The organism is Bradyrhizobium sp. USDA 3262 (assembly GCF_054060035.1).
In genome coordinates this window covers 4,274,844-4,290,171 of record NZ_JBSSCT010000001.1, presented here as the reverse complement: position 1 = coordinate 4,290,171, position 15,328 = coordinate 4,274,844, and the positions used below count along the sequence as shown (strand labels likewise).

Below are 15,328 nucleotides of genomic sequence, written 5' to 3'. Positions count from 1 at the left end.
GCCATGGGCCGATCGCCGATCGAGAGGATGATCGATGGCGTGATGTCGTGCACCCGCCGCGGCTTCCCGGTGCTATCGCGACGCAGGCGTCAATCCGGACATGGTTGTCCGGCGGCGCCCCAGATAGCCACATCCTTGACGTGATCCTCAAACGTCCCCGGCGGGGTCGTACGGCCCGCCCCGGGTGCCCATCCGCGCGGGATGAAGCCGTTGAGCGATGCATCGTGCCTGAGATGCTCGAGCAGACCAACGGCGTCGCGGCCACCGTTGCGTTTGGGGTCCTTGAGCTGCGCGCAGATCTCTGCGCCACTCTTGCCGAACCAAATGAATTCGACGGGGGCGAGTTGCCAGTCGATGCCCGCGCGAGGCGGCGACGGTGCCGGCTCGTTAGCCTGGGTCGAAGTCATGTGACAGGCCGCGCAGGCGATCTTCTCGGCGCCAATGCGACTGTCGCCGCCGTGGATGTTCATACCATGGACGCGAGGCCTCGATTCACCTGCCGGCGTCCAGATCGGAATGGCCTTGGCATCGACGTGACAATTGGCACATCGCGGATGTGTCACAACAGCCTCGATGCGTTTCCAGGCCTCCAACCCCTCGGTGCGGCTTATACTGCCCGCCGGCAAGACATCCTTGTTGGCTTCGTCCTTGGCCGCGACAATTCCGGTCAGGACGGCAGTTGCCGAAGCGGCAAGAACGAGCGCAATCAGAGATCTCTTCATGGCCCGCCTCAGACGAAATCGATGAACTTGTTGAAGGGCATTTCGCGGATGCGCTGTCCAGTCGCTGCGAAGATCGCGTTCGCGAGCGCAGGTGCGGCCGGCGGGACCGGCGGCTCTCCGACGCCCCTCACTTTGGGATCGTTCTCGAGCCCGCGGACTTCGATCACGGGACACTGGTAGATTCGCATCGCTTCGTGGTGATTGTAATTGGTCTGCTGCACCGCGCCCTTTGCGTAAGTGAGTTCGCAATTGATGGCATGACCAAGCCCCCAGACGACGCCGCCCTGCACCTGGTTCTCGAAATTGACGGGATCGACGACCTTGCCGACATCGACGGCGACCCAGACCTTGTCGATCCTGATGCCTCTGTCCGTCTTCGTCACTTCGACGACTTCCGCAGTCGGCGTGCCGAAAGCCTCGACGAAGGCGACGCCGCGGCCTCGGCCGTTTCCGAGCGGTCCCTTCCAATCCGACATCTCCGCGACCGTCTCCAGCACCTTCCGGTAAGTCGGCACATTGCACATCGCGATGCGCGCCTTCATGGGATCGAGGCCCGCGGCGTGGATCAGCTCGTCGATGAAGCTCTCGGTGAAGAAGCCCGCGGTTGAAGCACCGACCGATCGCCATGTGGTGCTCGGCGACAATCCTTGCGCCTCGTAGCTCGTGCCCCGGAAGTTGGGGATGTCGTAGTAGACGTTCCACAGACCCGCGGCCAACTGCCCGTCGGGATCCTTCGATGGGATGCCCGAGCGCTCGAGCAGTCCCTTGAGCGGAGTCGTTGACGCCAGTTGCAGATCGACGGCAACGATCTTGCCGTTGTCGACGCTGCCTTTGTGCCTGGCGATTGCAATCTGCCGCGGAATGTCCTGGAGAAAATCCTCCTCGCGCGAGAAGACGAGCTTGATCGGCGTGCCGCGCATCTGGTTTGCGATCTCTGCCAGGACGCGAACGTTCTCATACTCGAGACGGTGCCCGAAGCTTCCGCCCGTCCATTGATTGTGGAAGGTGACCTGTTCCGGCTTCAGGCCGATCGCGGCCGCCGCGATGTTCTGCACGAATTGCGGGCTCTGATGGCCGACCCAGATCTCCATCCCCTTGTCGGTGACGAGTCCGATTCCGTTGAGAGGCTCGAGCGGCTGATGCGCCAGATAGGGTGCGCGATATTCGGCCTCGACGCGCGTGCCGGTCTTCAGCCCGGCCTCGATATCGCCGATCTTGCGCCACTCCTTGCCGAGGAATTCGGGCTTGAACGAAGTTTCCAGTACCTTCCAATGGTCGGCCTGCTCGGCGGGATACACCGGGGGCGCCCACTCGCAATCGATCGCGGCGACCGCCTTCATCGCATACCAGCTGTTCGTGGCAATCACCGCAACGCCATTTTTGATTTCGAGGATCTTCTTGACCCCCGGCATCGCGCGCATCTTGCTTGCCTCATACGATTTCAGCGGCTGCCCCTTATTGGGGTTCAGCTTGACGGAGGCATAGAGCATGCCGTCCATCCTCATATCGATGCCGAACTTCAGCTCGCCCATAACCTTCGAGCGAACATCGAGACGTGTCATGGGCTTACCCAGCAACCGCCATTGTGACGGATCGCGTAGCTTTGCATCGAGCACGGGCGCTATCTTCGCAGCATCTGCCGCGAGTTCGAGATAGGCAATCTTCTTCCCGTCCGGCAAGATCACATGGCCGGATTGCGTGCGGAGGTCGGCGACGGCAACACCCGCACGTTTGGCTGCGGCGGCCTTCAGCGTCTCGCGCGCGACCGCGCCGGCGACCCGCAGTTTTTGGTAGGTGTCCGGAATCGTACTCGAGCCTCCAGTCATTTGCAGACCGGTTTTTCTAAGATATTCGAGCGTGGCGGCGCGCGCTTCTTCGGCGGCCGGGCTTTGGTCCGCGGCCACGAACGGCGCGAATTCGTCCGCAAAACCGGTGTTGAAGTAGGCGGGACTGGGGCCGGCGAACCGGATCTCGAACTGGCCAGGATCCAGATCCATCTCTTCGGCGATCATGATCGGCTGCACTGAGCCGACGCCCTGGCCAATGTCGGCATGTTGCGCAATGAGCGTGATTTTCGCCGGGCTGATTTCGATCCAAGGGTTGAAGGCGACGGAATCCGGCCCGAGGCCGGCGGTCAATGGATTGTCACTTGCCGTCGCGGCTTGCGCAGCATCGCTGTACAAGCCGAAGGCGATGCCGCCAGCTACCGCAGCGGAGCCAAAAACGAATGCGCGGCGTGAATAATTCTGAAGTGCCATCTCACTTCTCCGCCATCTTCTTCGCGGCCGCCGCGTGGATAGCCGCCCGAATACGCGGATAGGTCCCGCAACGGCAGAGATTGCCGGACATCACCTCATTGATATCTTCATCGGTCGGCTGCGCGATCAGATCGAGCAGCGAAATAGCCTGCATGATCTGGCCGGTCTGACAGTAACCGCATTGTGGAACCTGATGTTCGATCCAGGCCTGGAGAACTGGATGTTGGTCCCGCTTTTCCAACCCTTCGAGCGTGACGACCGACTTGCCTGCAATCTCGCCAACATGCGCCTGGCAAGATCGGACCGCCATTCCATCGATCTGGACGGTGCAGGCGCCGCATTGCGCAACGCCGCAGCCGTATTTGGGGCTTGTAATTCCGAGTTCGTCGCGCAGCACCCACAGCAAAGGCATCTCGGGGACAACGTCGACTTGGTGCTTGGTACCATTGACCGTGAGCTCAATCATGGTGTCCTCGCAGATTATCGCCTTGACTTACGGTCAAGCGCAGATGGAACCGTAACTGACGCTTGTTACACTGCCAAGTACACTGATTAGGCAGCCGCGTGCCATCACGTCGCGCCCGGCAACGTGAGAGACAGGACAAAGCGTACGCTTCAACGAGACCGGTCGCGGACCGTACAGTGGGATGCGCAACTTGCCCCGCCATGGGGACAGGGTGCCAACCGGTCGCACGCCCATCCATCGGCTCGCGCCTGCGCAGTCCGCAGGACTAGACTGCCGGCAGCACGAGTTCGGCCCGCAGGCCGCCGATCGGTGCGCTGTTCAGGGTGAGATTGCCGCCATAGAGGCCGGCGAGATCAGTCACGATCGACAGGCCGAGCCCGGAGCCGGGTTTCGACTCGTCGAGCCGCTGGCCGCGCCGCGACACCTGGGCACGCTCGGCTTCCGACAGGCCGCGCCCATCGTCGTCGACCACAATGCGCAGCCTCGGCCCGGCGCCCGAGGCCTCGGGCGGGACCACGGTCACCTCGACGAACACCTGCGAAGCCGCCCATTTGCAGGCGTTGTCGACGAGATTGCCGACCATCTCCTCCAGATCCTGCCGCTCGCCGCGAAACCGTGCCGCCGGATCGGCCTTCGCCTCGATCGAGAGGTCGCGATCGCGATGGATCTTTTCCATGGTCCGGCGCAGCGCCTCGATCACAGGTGCGACGTCGGTGATGGTGCTGACGATGGTGGCACGGGCGGCGATCCGCGCGCGCTCGAGATGGTGCGCAACCTGGTCCCGCATCAGATCGGCCTGCTCCAGCACCTTGCTGGCGAAAGGATCGGCGGTATGCGCCGCCGCCTCGTTCACGATCACCGAGAGCGGCGTCTTGATCGCATGGGCGAGATTGCCGACATGGGTGCGCGAGCGCTCGACGATCTCCCGGTTGGCATCGATCAGCGCATTGGTCTCGCGCGCCAGCGGCGCGATCTCGACCGGAAACCGGCCTTCCAGCCGCTCGGCGCGGCCGGAGCGGATATCGGCAATCGCATCCGAAATGCGCTTGAGCGGCGCGAGGCCATAGCGCACCTGGAAGATCGTGGTCAGCAGCAGCACGATGCCGAGCGCGGCGAAGGTGCCGCCGAGATAATAGTCGAAGCTGCGCGTCTCATCGAAGATCTCGGTGGCATCGCCGGCGACGCTGACCAGGAACTTGCCGTCGGCGCCGAGATCGACCGGCCGCTCCACCACGCGCAGGCTCTGGCCTTCGGGCCCGTCGACATAGCCGAGCCGGACACCGGCGGCGGTCAGCTCGGCGCCGTGCTCCTCGAGCTTGGGCAGCTTCTTGTCCCACAGCGAGCGCGAGGCGCGGGTCTCGCCCTTTTCGGTATCGGTCCGGGTGATCTGCCAGTACCAGCCCGACAAGGGCAGGTCGAACAGCGGCTCGCCGAGCGACTGGAACTGGCGGTCCGCGGGCTCGTCCGGCGTCGCCACTTCGGCGATCAGGGTGCGCAGATAGAGATTGAGCCGCCGGTCGAAGGCGCGCTCGGTCGCGTCGCGATAGACCGACGACAGGATGACGCCCGTGATCGCCAGGATCACCACCACCCAGGCGGTCGCCGAGACGAACAGGCGTGTCGCGAGCGAGCTGCCGCCCATCAAGGCACGAGCTCGAACATCGCGTCAGCGGGCCGCGACAAGGCGAGTTCAGACATGGCGAATCCAGTCCTCCTGGCGCGGATCATGCCAATGCCCGCATCGCGATCAAGCACCTTAAGAGCATGATCCGATTGAATAGGACATGCTCTTATCCCGTTGTTTGGTCCGCGCTTTCTTCACGCGAACGAACCGGCATCCATTTCGCTCGAAATTGGTTTAGGTCGGCGGCGATAGCATGTAGCCGAGGCCGCGAACGGTCTGGATGATATCGACTTCCAGCTTCTTGCGAATGCGCCCGACGAACACCTCGATCGTGTTGGAGTCGCGGTCGAAGTCCTGGTCGTAGAGATGCTCGACCAGTTCGGTGCGCGAGACCACCCGCCCGGTGTGGTGCATCAGATAGTCGAGCAGATTGTACTCGTGCGAGGTCAGCTTGATCGGATTGCCGTTGACGGTGACACGCTTGGTGCGGGTATTCAGCGCCACCGGCCCGCAGTTCAATTCGACCTGGGCATGCCCGGTCGCGCGGCGCAGCAGCGCGCGGATCCGCGCCAGCACCTCCTCGAGGTGGAAGGGCTTGGCGACATAGTCGTCGGCGCCGGCGTCGAAGCCCTGAACCTTGTCGCTCCAGCGATCGCGTGCGGTGAGGATCAGCACCGGCATCACCCGCTTGTTCCGCCGCCAGGCCTCGAGCACCGAGATACCGTCCATTTTGGGCAGGCCAATATCCAGCACGACCGCGTCATAGGGCTCGCTGTCGCCAAGGAAATGCCCCTCCTCGCCGTCGAACGCGCGATCGACCACATAGCCGGCGTCCGTCAGCGCGGTGGTGAGCTGGCGGTTCAGATCCGGGTCATCCTCAACGACGAGCAGACGCACTTTGGCCTCCGAGAGTGAGCATTACGATATTCCGGCACCAAATGAGGCTTCCGGCCGTGAACGGCTTATGAATGGACCCGCAAGGCGCCGCTAATTTTTTCGTCAGGTGCACCATCCCGGGAACCCGCGCAAGCACCTCTGGTTCCCTCCATGAGATGCGCGCGAAGTGAGATCGGGTTTCGATTGAAGGTATTTTTGTACCTTAAATTCAAAGGCAATTGTTGCTGGCAACCTTCCGCGGACCAAGGCATCGAGACATGTCGGGTCATTTACAGTCGACCGGCAAGTTAACCTTCGACGACCATTTTCATGTCGCTGACACGAGCGATGCGCTAATTCAACGGCGGCGCGCCGAGCGCACATGGACCGGGAAGAACGCGTTGCTTGTTTCAAAAATACGGAGGTTCGGCGTGATTGCAGGCTGGCTTGCGCTTGCCTTCATCGCCTTCGTGACACTGTCCCCGATCCAGGACCGTCCCTCGCTTTTCCATCCGCAGATCGAGCATTTCGCAGCGTTCGCCGTGATGGCGCTGGCCTTCGTGCTGGGCTACCCGCGGCGCACCGCGCTGATCGTACTTTTTGTGATCTTCAGCGCGTTCACGCTCGAAGCGATGCAATTCCTGACACCGGACCGTCACGGCCGCCTGATCGACGCGATCGTCAAGGTGGCAGGAGGTCTCGCCGGCGTCGGCGTCGGTCGCTTCATGCTGCTCGTGCTGCGCAACCAGTTCGGCCGGCTAAGGCCGGGCGTGGAGCAGTCCGCGAGCTGAGCGGTCGGCGCATTGCGCTCAATCGCGCTTCGGCGCTTCCGCCGACTTCATGTCGTCCTGCGCCATGCATTGCTGAAAGAAGTGCAGCCGGTCGCCATTCATCGGCACGGCCCCTGGTCGCTTGTAGGGATAGACCATGTAGGCCGCGCGCAGGCAGCGCTTGGCGGTCTCGGCGGCGGGTGCGGCGACGGCGGCACTCGAGGCCAGCAGGAGTGCCAGCACGGCGCTGAACCGGACGGAAATCCCGGTCACGGTTTCTCGCATTCCGAGTAGAACACGCCATTCGCGGCTGCCAGCCGCTGCAGGCAGTGCCGCTTGTCGGTCACCGCGCCCTCGACCGTGAAATCATAGGCCTGGGCCTTCAGGATCAGCGCGTAGCGTCCCGGCGGCAGCGGCGCGTCGTCGCGCGGCAGGACCTCGAACATCTGCGGATCGTCCTTGAGCGGCGCCGCGCGGAACGGGATCGAGATGTTGCGGATCACCCAGCTGTCGTCGCCCGGCGAAACCGGCTTGCCGGTGGCGTCGAACGTGGTCTGCTGGCTCACATGCGCGATCAGGCGCACATCGATCGGATCGGAGGCGCCGCCGGCACCCTCGCGCCGGAACACGATGAAGCGGAGATGTCCGTCAGGCAGTGTGGTCTCGCTCGGCCGCGTGATCGCCGCCGAGATCGCCACCCGCGGATCCGGCGCGCGCCCCTGGATCAGTTGCAGCTCGTAGAGCTTGCCGCCGCTCTCGGCGTAAACGCCGTACGCGGTCGGCAGCGGCCGTCTCGGCGCCGGCGGCTCGGCCGCAACGGCCGGCGCCGGCACGGCTGCGACCACCGCTGGCCTTTGGGTTTCAGGCGGCGCCGATGCCAGCGTGCCGGCAATCATCGCGCGGGCCGCGGCCAATGACACGCCGCGTTGCTGCAGCAGGACAACGGCCGCGATCAGCCCAAAGAACGCCAGCATGACAACGTAACGCAGCGGCGTCGACGACGACCATCGCGGACGGCGCGACACGGCGGCAGGCTCGACGCGATCGAGGGTCACGACAAATGCCGCCTCGGCATCGATCCGGGGCGGCGCCTCGATCCGCCGCGCAGCGCCTGCCGCCTCGAGGAATGCGGGCAGCGCCCGCGCCGGCGGCACCTCGAATTTCTCGATCACATTGCTCTTCGTGTGCGCTTCGACGCCTTCGATCGCCACTTCCAGCGCCTGCATCAGACGCTGCTTCTCCGCCGGATCCTCGTGCGCGAGCTGCTGCAGCTTCTGCCGCGCGAGCTCGTAGACCGCGCTGCGCAGCTGCTGCGGGTCGGCGCTCACGGAATCGATGGTTCGCGCCAGCACCAGCGCGAACTCCACCTCGGGGTGCGCAGGAGCGATGTCCCTGACCGTTCTCTGGGCCGGCGTCGGCGTCATAAATGTTAGTCTGGTTTGCCCATAATGTTACAACATTCTATGTGGATTTTACTGTTAACACAAACCACCAGGCCGACGGATGACACCACGGCTTGACCGTTCCGATCCGAGCAGCAGCAGGATTCATTGACCCGTTCTCTGCACATCCTGGACCAGTGGTTGTTCGCGCCCAAGCGGGACCGCCGATCCTGGCCGGATATCCTGCTCCTCGCAGGATGGGTCGCGCTGGTCGGCTTCCAGATCGGCCGTCACGTGATGTGGCGCGACGAGGTCCGCGCGCTCACCATTGCCCTGAACGGCGACGATGTGTTCGCCATGCTGAGAGGGTTGCATGGCGAGGGCCACCCTGCCCTTTGGTACCTTCTGCTGCGCGGCGCGCATGCCGTATTCGATCGGGTCGAGGTGTTGCCCGCCGTCGCCTTCGTGGTCGGGCTCATCACGGTCGCACTGCTGATCTTCCGCTCGCCATTCCCGCGGCCGTTGGTCCTGCTGCTGATCACGGGCCATGCGCTGTTGTTTGAATATGTCGTGATGGCCAGGAACTACGGCATCTCGGCCCTGTTCCTGTTCGCGATCGCGGCCTGCTATCGGGCCCACCGCGATCGTGGTTTGCTGCTCGGCGCGCTGCTGTTCCTGCTCGCCAACACCAACGTCGTCGGCGCGATCTTGGCCGGCGCATTCCTGCTGTTCTGGCTGCTCGACCTGCTCGACACCCAACTCGTGAGCCATGGCTGGCGCTGGTCGCCGCCACTCGCCAATTTCGCGATCAATGCAACGATCGCGACAATTGGCGTCGTCATCTGCGCGGTGACGATGCTGCCGACCTATAATGACGCCGCGGCCCGGGACTGGTCGCACGGGTCACCGCTGGCGGCGGCAATCCTTTCCCTGGTGAACCCCGGCGCGACGTCGCTGGGCGCGCTGTTTGCCAATCTGCTGCCGGGGATCGCGGGATCGGTGCTGCTGTTCGGCGCGACGCTCGGGCTTTTGCCGCGACGACCGGCCTTTTTCGCCGCCATCGCCGCTCTGTTGCTGACGTCGTTGTTCTTCGCCGTCGCCGCCAACGGTGCCTACCGACATGCCGCGGTCTGGCTGAGCTTCCTGATCGCGCTTTACTGGATCGGCTGGAGCAATGTCACCGCGCCATCCGTCTCCCGAGCATGGCTCGACCGGCGCTTGCCGGCGATCGGACGCGTGTCGCTCCTGCTGGTGCTCGCGATCCAGACCGCCGCCGGCATCAACGATCTGCGCAACGCAGTGACCGGCGTGGTCGCGAGCCGCAGCGCCGATCTCGGCCGCCTGATCGCCTCGCGCGCCGATCTGGCCAACGCGGTGATCCTCAGCGAGCCGGAATGGCTGGTCGAGGCGCTACCCTACTACGTCAAGAACCCCGTCTATCTCGCGCGCGACCACAAATTCGGCAGCGTCGTGATCTTCTCGCGCAAGGGCAAGATGGACAGCGATCTCGGCGAGACCCTGCGCCTTGCCCGCGAGCTTCGCGACACGAGCCGCGCGCCCGTCATCGTCCTGCTGGCCTACCGCCTCGATGAGATCACGCCCGACCGGATCTACGACGAAGGCAAGGACTGGCGGACGTTCCGTGCCTCAGCGGCGCAGATCCGCGATTTCCGCGAAGCGACCACAATGCTCCGCCGCTTCGGCCCCGCCAAAACCGACGAGAGTTTCGACGTCTACCTCCTCAACTAGGCGATCGATCGACGACGACAGAAAAGGACCGCGCGATGGCGTTGATGGACAGCAAGGTCGAAGCCGGCAAGCCGCCGGCCGCAAGCATCCGGCAGTATCTCGCCATCCTGCGGCTCGATCACAGCACCAAGCACATCTTCATCGTTCCCGGGATTGTCCTCGCCTGGCTGTTGCGCGGCCCGAGAGGCGAGCATGTTGCAAGCGCGATCGTCCTCGGCCTCGTGGCCGCGATCTGCATCGCGTCGGCCAATTATGTGATCAATGAATGGTTCGACCGCGACTTCGACCGGCATCACCCGACCAAATCGCAGCGCTCCGCGGTCCAGAGCGCGATGGACGGCAAGATCATCGGAATCGAGTGGCTGCTGCTGGTCGCGCTCGGCCTCGTCTGCGCATCTGCGAGCAGCCGCCTGATGCTGTTCGCAACCGGCATCTTCGCCCTGCAGGGCATCGTCTACAATGTCCCGCCGCTGCGCAGCAAGGACAAGGCCTATTTCGACGTCATCTCGGAATCCGTCAACAATCCGCTGCGGCTGTTGATCGGCTGGGCGATGATCGACCCGACCTCGCTGCCGCCCGGCTCGGTGATCCTGTGCTACTGGTTTGGCGGCGCGTTCCTGATGGCGGCCAAGCGGCTGTCCGAATATCGCGAGATCGCCGCGTCCCATGGCAGGGAGCTGCTGGCACGCTACCGCGCGAGCTTCGCGCACTATACCGAGGTGTCGCTGACAGCCTCGTGCCTCAGCTATTCGCTGTTCTCGGTGTTCTTCCTCTCGGTGTTCCTGGTGAAGTACCGCATCGAGTATGTCCTTGCGATGCCGCTGGTGGTGATGCTGTTCACCACCTACTTCTCGATGTCGACATCGCCGGGATCGTCGGCGCAGAAACCCGAGAAGCTCTATGGCGAGCGCGGCCTGATGCTGCTCGTGCTGGCGCTGGTCGCCGTCTTCCTGGTGGCAAGCCTTGTCGACATGCCGTTCCTCGCGCGATTGGCCGAACAGCACTACATCACGCTGGATTGAGGTGCTGCGGCCGCGATCGGCGCTTTTTGTTTGAGCGTTTTCTTCGCGCGAACCGGTATCCACTTCGCTCGAAAACGCTCTAGCGCCGGCGCGGATGCGCCTTCTGATGCCAGGCCCAGGCCGAGCGAATGATGTAGCCGAGATCGGACTGGCTGGCCTTGAAGCCGAGGCCGCGCTCCGACCTGGAGGGATCGGCCACCAGGATCGGCGGATCGCCGGCCCGGCGCTCGCGCACCACGCTCGGCACCGCTTCACCGGTCTCGGCGCGGATCGCGTCGAGCACCTGGCGCACCGAATAGCCGGTGCCGGTGCCGAGATTGAACACGCCGCCGGCGTCGCCCTTCAGCAGCAGTTCGAGCGCCGCGATATGGGCGCTCGCGAGGTCATCAACATGGATGTAGTCGCGCACCGCGGTGCCATCAGGCGTGTCATAGTCTTCGCCGAAGATCGCAAAGTCCGGCACGTGCCCCAGCAGCGCCATCATCGCGCGCGGAATCAAATGCGTCTCGGGATCGCGGAGCTCGCCGATGGTCGCGGAGGCGTCGGCGCCGCAGGCGTTGAAATAGCGCAGGCAGACCGAGTTGAACCGATAGGCCGCGCGGTAGTCGGCCAGGATCTGCTCGATCATGAACTTGGAGCGGCCGTAGGGATTGACGGTCGGACCCGCGGCACTCTCGGGAATTGGATCGCGTCCGGCGTTGCCGTAGACGGCGCCGGTGCTGGAAAACACCACGCGGTCGCAGCCCGCCTCCCGCATGCCGCGCAGCAGGCCGAGCGTGCCGGCAACGTTATTGGTGAAGTATTTCTGCGGATCCGCCACGGACTCGCCGACCGCACTGAACGCAGCGAAATGCATCACGGCGAGCGCATTGTGCTCGCCGATGGTGGCGACGATCTTGTCGTGGTCGGCGACGTCGCCGATCACGAGCGGTCCCCATCGCACGAAATCACGATGACCGGTGGACAAATTGTCGTAGACGACCGGCAGAAACCCGGCCTCGGCAACCGCCTTGGCGCAATGGGATCCGATGTATCCCGCGCCACCCGTGATGAGGATCGAACCCCTGCTCGCCATTTGAGAACGTCGCCCTGCGCGAACCAATCCCGCGCCTCAACCGGCGCAGTGATCGCATCGGTACGACATTCCGTCCGAGGCGGCAAAATGACGATGGGAATAGCGTTAAGACCGAACGGATTTGCTGGTCACGCAACGCTTAGCGCGACCCCAGCGGCACGTTGGTCCGTTGACCGACCGGCGGCGCGTGCCGCGACGGTCTGCCATAGGGGTAAGCCGGTGTTGCCGGCGGGACCGGCTGGGTCGCCTGCGGCCGCGATGTCGGAACACCGCCGCCCGGTCCATCGATCGAATAGCGCGTTCCGCCCTGCGTGGTCTGCCCGGTGCCCTGTGCAAGCACCGGCGTGGCTAGGGCGACGACCAACGTCGCTGTTGTGACAAGACCGGCCAGCTGCATGTCGATGCCTCGATGGGTTGGATCAGGGTCAACCGTTGATGCCTCCAATCGTTCCGGCAATGTCGCCGCAGCGCTCCGGCGATCGTCTGATGCGAAAAATGGCGCGGCGAATTGTCCCGCCGCGCCATTTTCGATCGATGGGCTCGTTCAGAACTTCAGGCGCCGGCCTGCGCGACGCCAGCCCAGTGATCGGGGTTCGCCGGGGTCTGCATCCTGACCCAACGATAACGCGCCTGCGACCAGCTGCGGATCTGCGCATTCAGATTGTCGAGCACGATGTCTCCACCCCTGGCGCGGACCACCAGCACGAGATGATGCTCGCCGGAGGAGGTGACAACCTCGCTCAGCAGAAGGTCGCGCATCGGCCAGCCGCGCGCCAAAAGCTCGTGGCGCTTGCTGACCGCATAGTCGTTGCAATCGCCGCGCGCCGGATTGATCAGCCATTCCTCGCCGGCAAGGCCGCGTTCGTTGCGCTGCGGCGCGATGCTGCGATTGACCGAAGCGTTGACCTCGATCAGGTCGGCGATGCGCTGCTTGGTCAGGCGTGTGGCGCCGCCGCGAAACACCATCCGGGCGCGGGCTTTCGGCTTGCACTCGTCGGCATAGCGCATGCAGAACATGGTGTAGGCCATCGGCGCCAGCGTCGGCTCGCTGAAGCGGATCTTCTCGATCACGCCGCGCAGCGGCAGCGGGAAGCCGACCATTCCAGCCTGGGTGTTCCGTGCGCTTGTCCCGAGCGCAAGGACGGCCAGAACCAGGGCCATCACTCTCTTGACGTTGTACATTCTTCACTCCCCACAGTGACGGGAAGCATGTACGGGAAATGTCTTGAGCTTGGGCTCAAGCGCGCGGCAGCATTTGTTTCAAATGCGAGGGTGCGCGCGAGCAATCCGTTAACCAAGCCCCTTGTGCGGGACGCCGTCAGATCAAGCGCCGGTTGCGGCCCGAAATCTCTGGTCCCACGCCGGCATGGTCAGCCTGTCGTGAAGCCGCCGTTGCGCTCTGTTAAATCGCCACCCGCTGCCTGGGCGCGATGCCGCACCAGCTCATGACGAGGTCGGCGAGCATCTTGATCTCGAGATCCGCGGGCGTACCGCCGGCGAAATCGGCGACCGATTGCCCCAAGGCGACGGCGCGAACATAGGCCGAGCGACTGCCGATCATCGGCCCGATCTCCTCGTCGAGCGTATCGAGCTCCTCGATCAGCTGCTGGCCTTCGAGGGTACGCTGGTCGACGCGGTTGGGCACGATCATGGCACGGAGCGCCGTTCGCCGCGTGGCACGCACTTCCCGCACGATGTCGAGCGTCCGCGCGGTGGCCTCGATGTCAAGGCCGGACGGCGTGCATGGCATCAGCACGATATTGGCGACCGCGAGCACGGCGCCCAGCACCCGATCGTTCGGCGCGGAGTCCACCACGATGATCGGATGCGGAATCTGTCGCATCAGCTTGGCCCATTCGGCGACCGGCCGGGTTTCCGGATCCAGCTGGTAGACGGGGAACGACAGATTGCCGGGCTCGGCCCAGTGACACGCTGACGCCTGCGAGTCGGCGTCGACCAGTCCCACGACGCCCGTGCGCCGATCCAGTTCCGCGGCCAGCAAGACCGCAAGGGTCGTCTTTCCGACCCCGCCCTTGCGCTGGGCAACCGAGATGACAAGCGGCATCGCAAACTCCTGGCGTTATCCCCCGTACGTGCGCGGGAGGACACCTTCATCAACGAGCGTCAGCATCCGCGGCAGACAGACCCGCTTTGCGTCGTAATTGTCCCGCACGAAGCTACGCGCCTTCATCCGCATCTTCTTGAAGGCCTTGGGCCGTGACAGCACCGAGAGTACCTGATCCGACAGCGCATCAATATCAAAAAACGGCACCAGCAGGCCGTTGCCGTCCGAGATGATATCGCGAAGCGGGGCGGTGTCGGATGCCACCACCGCACATCCCGCGCTCATGGCCTCCAGCAGCGACCAGGACAGCACGAAGGGATAGGTCAGATAGACGTGCACCGAGGAAATCTGCAGCAGCTCGAGATACGGTTCCCGAGGAATCCGGCCGAGGAAATGCACCCGGCGCAGGTCGATGTCCGACTTGATCTCGTCCAGGAACATCGACTTCCAGCTCGAGCCCTTGGGTGGATTCGCGCCGTAGGATGTCCCGCTGCCGCCGACGATCACAACCTGCGCATTCGGCCGCGTGGCGAGGATCTTCGGCAGGGACCGCATGAAGATATGGAATCCGCGCACCGGCTCGAGGTTGCGCGAGACGTAGGTGATCACCTCGTCGTCCGCCGACAGCGTCGCACCGTTCGGAAGCTGAAACCGCGCGACCGGATTGGGCTTCACCTCGTCGGTGTCGACGCCTTCGTGGATCACCTCGATCTTGCTCTGAAACTCGGCGGGAAAGGTCGATCTCTGCCATGGCGTCGGCGAAACGCCCGTATCGCATTCCGTGAGCGCCAGCAGCGTGGTCGCATTCTTCAGATGGAGTGCGACATTGCCATCAAGGCCCGTCATGGGAAACTCGGGATCGAAGCCGACGTCCCTGCCCTCGGCACCGTAATAGAATTCGCAGTAGAGGATGATCCGCGCGCGCGGAAACATCGTGCGCAGCGGCAGCGTTTCGCCCCAACCGGGATGCGCGAAGATCAGGTCGGGCACGAAGCCCTGCCCCGACAGCGATGACAGCGCGTACAGAACCTCTTCGGCACGCCGCGATTCGACATCGAAGCGCCGGGCAAACGGATGGACGACGGCGGAATCCGTCTTGGTTGTCGAATATTTGAGCAGCCGGATATCCGGCGTCGTGCTGGCAGTCGATGAACCGACGGCAACGACCCTGTTGCCGGGCTGCTCTGCGAGCGCGCGCGCAATGTGGCGATACTGGGCTGGAAAGTTATTGTGGACGAACAGGACGTTCATTGGCGGGCGAGCGCGCCCCCCGGCCGCGCGGTCTTCGATTGGGGTCAGGGTCTGCATCATCACCGGCG

Annotated in this window: 15 protein-coding genes; 3 read left to right on the top strand and 12 right to left on the bottom strand. The window is 64.0% G+C overall.

From position 1 onward, the window contains the following. Positions 1 to 89: 89 nt before the first annotated feature. The 5 genes from ACVWYP_RS19590 to ACVWYP_RS19570 form a co-directional block, all read right to left on the bottom strand. Entirely contained in the window at positions 90 to 722 is a 633-nt protein-coding gene (locus tag ACVWYP_RS19590; protein ID WP_304499461.1) for a hypothetical protein, read from the bottom strand. A gap of 8 nt (positions 723 to 730) precedes the next feature. Next, positions 731 to 2,980, bottom strand: a complete 2,250-nt coding sequence (locus tag ACVWYP_RS19585; RefSeq protein ID WP_304499460.1) for a xanthine dehydrogenase family protein molybdopterin-binding subunit — start codon at positions 2,978 to 2,980, stop codon at positions 731 to 733. A gap of 1 nt (position 2,981) precedes the next feature. Beyond that, positions 2,982 to 3,446 carry a (2Fe-2S)-binding protein gene (locus ACVWYP_RS19580; protein ID WP_304499459.1) on the bottom strand — a complete coding sequence of 155 codons (465 nt, stop codon included), beginning with the start codon at positions 3,444 to 3,446 and terminating at the stop codon, positions 2,982 to 2,984. Between the two features lie 265 nt (positions 3,447 to 3,711). Continuing rightward, positions 3,712 to 5,088, bottom strand: a complete 1,377-nt coding sequence (locus ACVWYP_RS19575; RefSeq protein WP_304499458.1) for a sensor histidine kinase — start codon at positions 5,086 to 5,088, stop codon at positions 3,712 to 3,714. Between the two features lie 216 nt (positions 5,089 to 5,304). Beyond that, entirely contained in the window at positions 5,305 to 5,967 is a 663-nt protein-coding gene (locus ACVWYP_RS19570; protein ID WP_016841655.1) for a response regulator transcription factor, read from the bottom strand. A 410-nt stretch (positions 5,968 to 6,377) separates the two neighbouring features. On the opposite strand from ACVWYP_RS19570, the gene ACVWYP_RS19565 reads away from it, so the two are divergent. Further along, positions 6,378 to 6,737: a VanZ family protein gene (locus ACVWYP_RS19565; protein WP_179077249.1), complete on the top strand. Its 360-nt coding sequence runs from the start codon at positions 6,378 to 6,380 to the stop codon at positions 6,735 to 6,737. Between the two features lie 18 nt (positions 6,738 to 6,755). Here the strand turns inward: ACVWYP_RS19565 and ACVWYP_RS19560 are convergent, their stop codons facing one another. Both ACVWYP_RS19560 and ACVWYP_RS19555 read right to left on the bottom strand, forming a co-directional pair. Then, a complete protein-coding gene (locus ACVWYP_RS19560) occupies positions 6,756 to 6,989 on the bottom strand; it encodes a hypothetical protein (protein WP_304499457.1) in 234 nt (77 codons plus the stop codon). Beyond that, complete coding sequence (locus tag ACVWYP_RS19555; protein ID WP_456684131.1) at positions 6,986 to 8,140, bottom strand: hypothetical protein; 1,155 nt, start codon at positions 8,138 to 8,140, stop codon at positions 6,986 to 6,988. The genes ACVWYP_RS19560 and ACVWYP_RS19555 overlap by 4 nt, the downstream gene beginning before the upstream one ends. A 126-nt stretch (positions 8,141 to 8,266) precedes the next feature. Here ACVWYP_RS19555 and ACVWYP_RS19550 point away from each other — a divergent pair, with 126 nt between their 5' ends. Together ACVWYP_RS19550 and ACVWYP_RS19545 are read left to right on the top strand one after the other, a co-directional pair. Then, on the top strand, positions 8,267 to 9,847 hold the full coding sequence (locus ACVWYP_RS19550; protein WP_304499455.1) for a hypothetical protein: 1,581 nt from the start codon (positions 8,267 to 8,269) through the stop codon (positions 9,845 to 9,847). 35 nt (positions 9,848 to 9,882) lie between these two features. Continuing rightward, positions 9,883 to 10,869, top strand: a complete 987-nt coding sequence (locus tag ACVWYP_RS19545) for a UbiA family prenyltransferase (protein WP_304499454.1) — start codon at positions 9,883 to 9,885, stop codon at positions 10,867 to 10,869. A gap of 79 nt (positions 10,870 to 10,948) precedes the next feature. On the opposite strand, the gene galE is transcribed toward ACVWYP_RS19545, so the two are convergent. From galE to ACVWYP_RS19520, 5 genes are all read right to left on the bottom strand, one after another. Continuing rightward, positions 10,949 to 11,944 carry a UDP-glucose 4-epimerase GalE gene (gene galE / locus ACVWYP_RS19540; RefSeq protein ID WP_304499453.1) on the bottom strand — a complete coding sequence of 332 codons (996 nt, stop codon included), beginning with the start codon at positions 11,942 to 11,944 and terminating at the stop codon, positions 10,949 to 10,951. Positions 11,945 to 12,083: 139 nt separating this feature from the next. Next, positions 12,084 to 12,341: a hypothetical protein gene (locus ACVWYP_RS19535; protein WP_069279265.1), complete on the bottom strand. Its 258-nt coding sequence runs from the start codon at positions 12,339 to 12,341 to the stop codon at positions 12,084 to 12,086. A 155-nt stretch (positions 12,342 to 12,496) separates the two neighbouring features. Further along, positions 12,497 to 13,126, bottom strand: coding sequence for a transglutaminase-like cysteine peptidase (locus ACVWYP_RS19530; protein WP_304499452.1), 630 nt, complete (start codon positions 13,124 to 13,126; stop codon positions 12,497 to 12,499). Between the two features lie 220 nt (positions 13,127 to 13,346). Further along, positions 13,347 to 14,009 carry a ParA family protein gene (locus ACVWYP_RS19525; protein WP_304499451.1) on the bottom strand — a complete coding sequence of 221 codons (663 nt, stop codon included), beginning with the start codon at positions 14,007 to 14,009 and terminating at the stop codon, positions 13,347 to 13,349. A 15-nt stretch (positions 14,010 to 14,024) separates the two neighbouring features. Beyond that, positions 14,025 to 15,260 (bottom strand): glycosyltransferase family 4 protein, encoded by a 1,236-nt coding sequence (locus ACVWYP_RS19520; protein ID WP_304499450.1) that lies wholly within the window; start codon positions 15,258 to 15,260, stop codon positions 14,025 to 14,027. Between the last annotated feature and the right edge of the window lie 68 nt (positions 15,261 to 15,328).

Excerpts from the sequence above, each read along its gene's own strand:
- ACVWYP_RS19590 (WP_304499461.1), bottom strand. The coding sequence starts at position 722 with ATGAAGAGATCTCTGATTGCGCTCGTTCTTGCCGCTTCGGCAACTGCC.
- ACVWYP_RS19585 (WP_304499460.1), bottom strand. The coding sequence starts at position 2,980 with ATGGCACTTCAGAATTATTCACGCCGCGCATTCGTTTTTGGCTCCGCT.
- ACVWYP_RS19580 (WP_304499459.1), bottom strand. The coding sequence starts at position 3,446 with ATGATTGAGCTCACGGTCAATGGTACCAAGCACCAAGTCGACGTTGTC.
- ACVWYP_RS19575 (WP_304499458.1), bottom strand. The coding sequence starts at position 5,088 with ATGGGCGGCAGCTCGCTCGCGACACGCCTGTTCGTCTCGGCGACCGCC.
- ACVWYP_RS19555 (WP_456684131.1), bottom strand. The coding sequence starts at position 8,140 with ATGACGCCGACGCCGGCCCAGAGAACGGTCAGGGACATCGCTCCTGCG.
- ACVWYP_RS19545 (WP_304499454.1), top strand. The coding sequence starts at position 9,883 with ATGGCGTTGATGGACAGCAAGGTCGAAGCCGGCAAGCCGCCGGCCGCA.
- galE (WP_304499453.1), bottom strand. The coding sequence starts at position 11,944 with ATGGCGAGCAGGGGTTCGATCCTCATCACGGGTGGCGCGGGATACATC.
- ACVWYP_RS19535 (WP_069279265.1), bottom strand. The coding sequence starts at position 12,341 with ATGCAGCTGGCCGGTCTTGTCACAACAGCGACGTTGGTCGTCGCCCTA.
- ACVWYP_RS19530 (WP_304499452.1), bottom strand. The coding sequence starts at position 13,126 with ATGTACAACGTCAAGAGAGTGATGGCCCTGGTTCTGGCCGTCCTTGCG.
- ACVWYP_RS19525 (WP_304499451.1), bottom strand. The coding sequence starts at position 14,009 with ATGCCGCTTGTCATCTCGGTTGCCCAGCGCAAGGGCGGGGTCGGAAAG.
- ACVWYP_RS19520 (WP_304499450.1), bottom strand. The coding sequence starts at position 15,260 with ATGAACGTCCTGTTCGTCCACAATAACTTTCCAGCCCAGTATCGCCAC.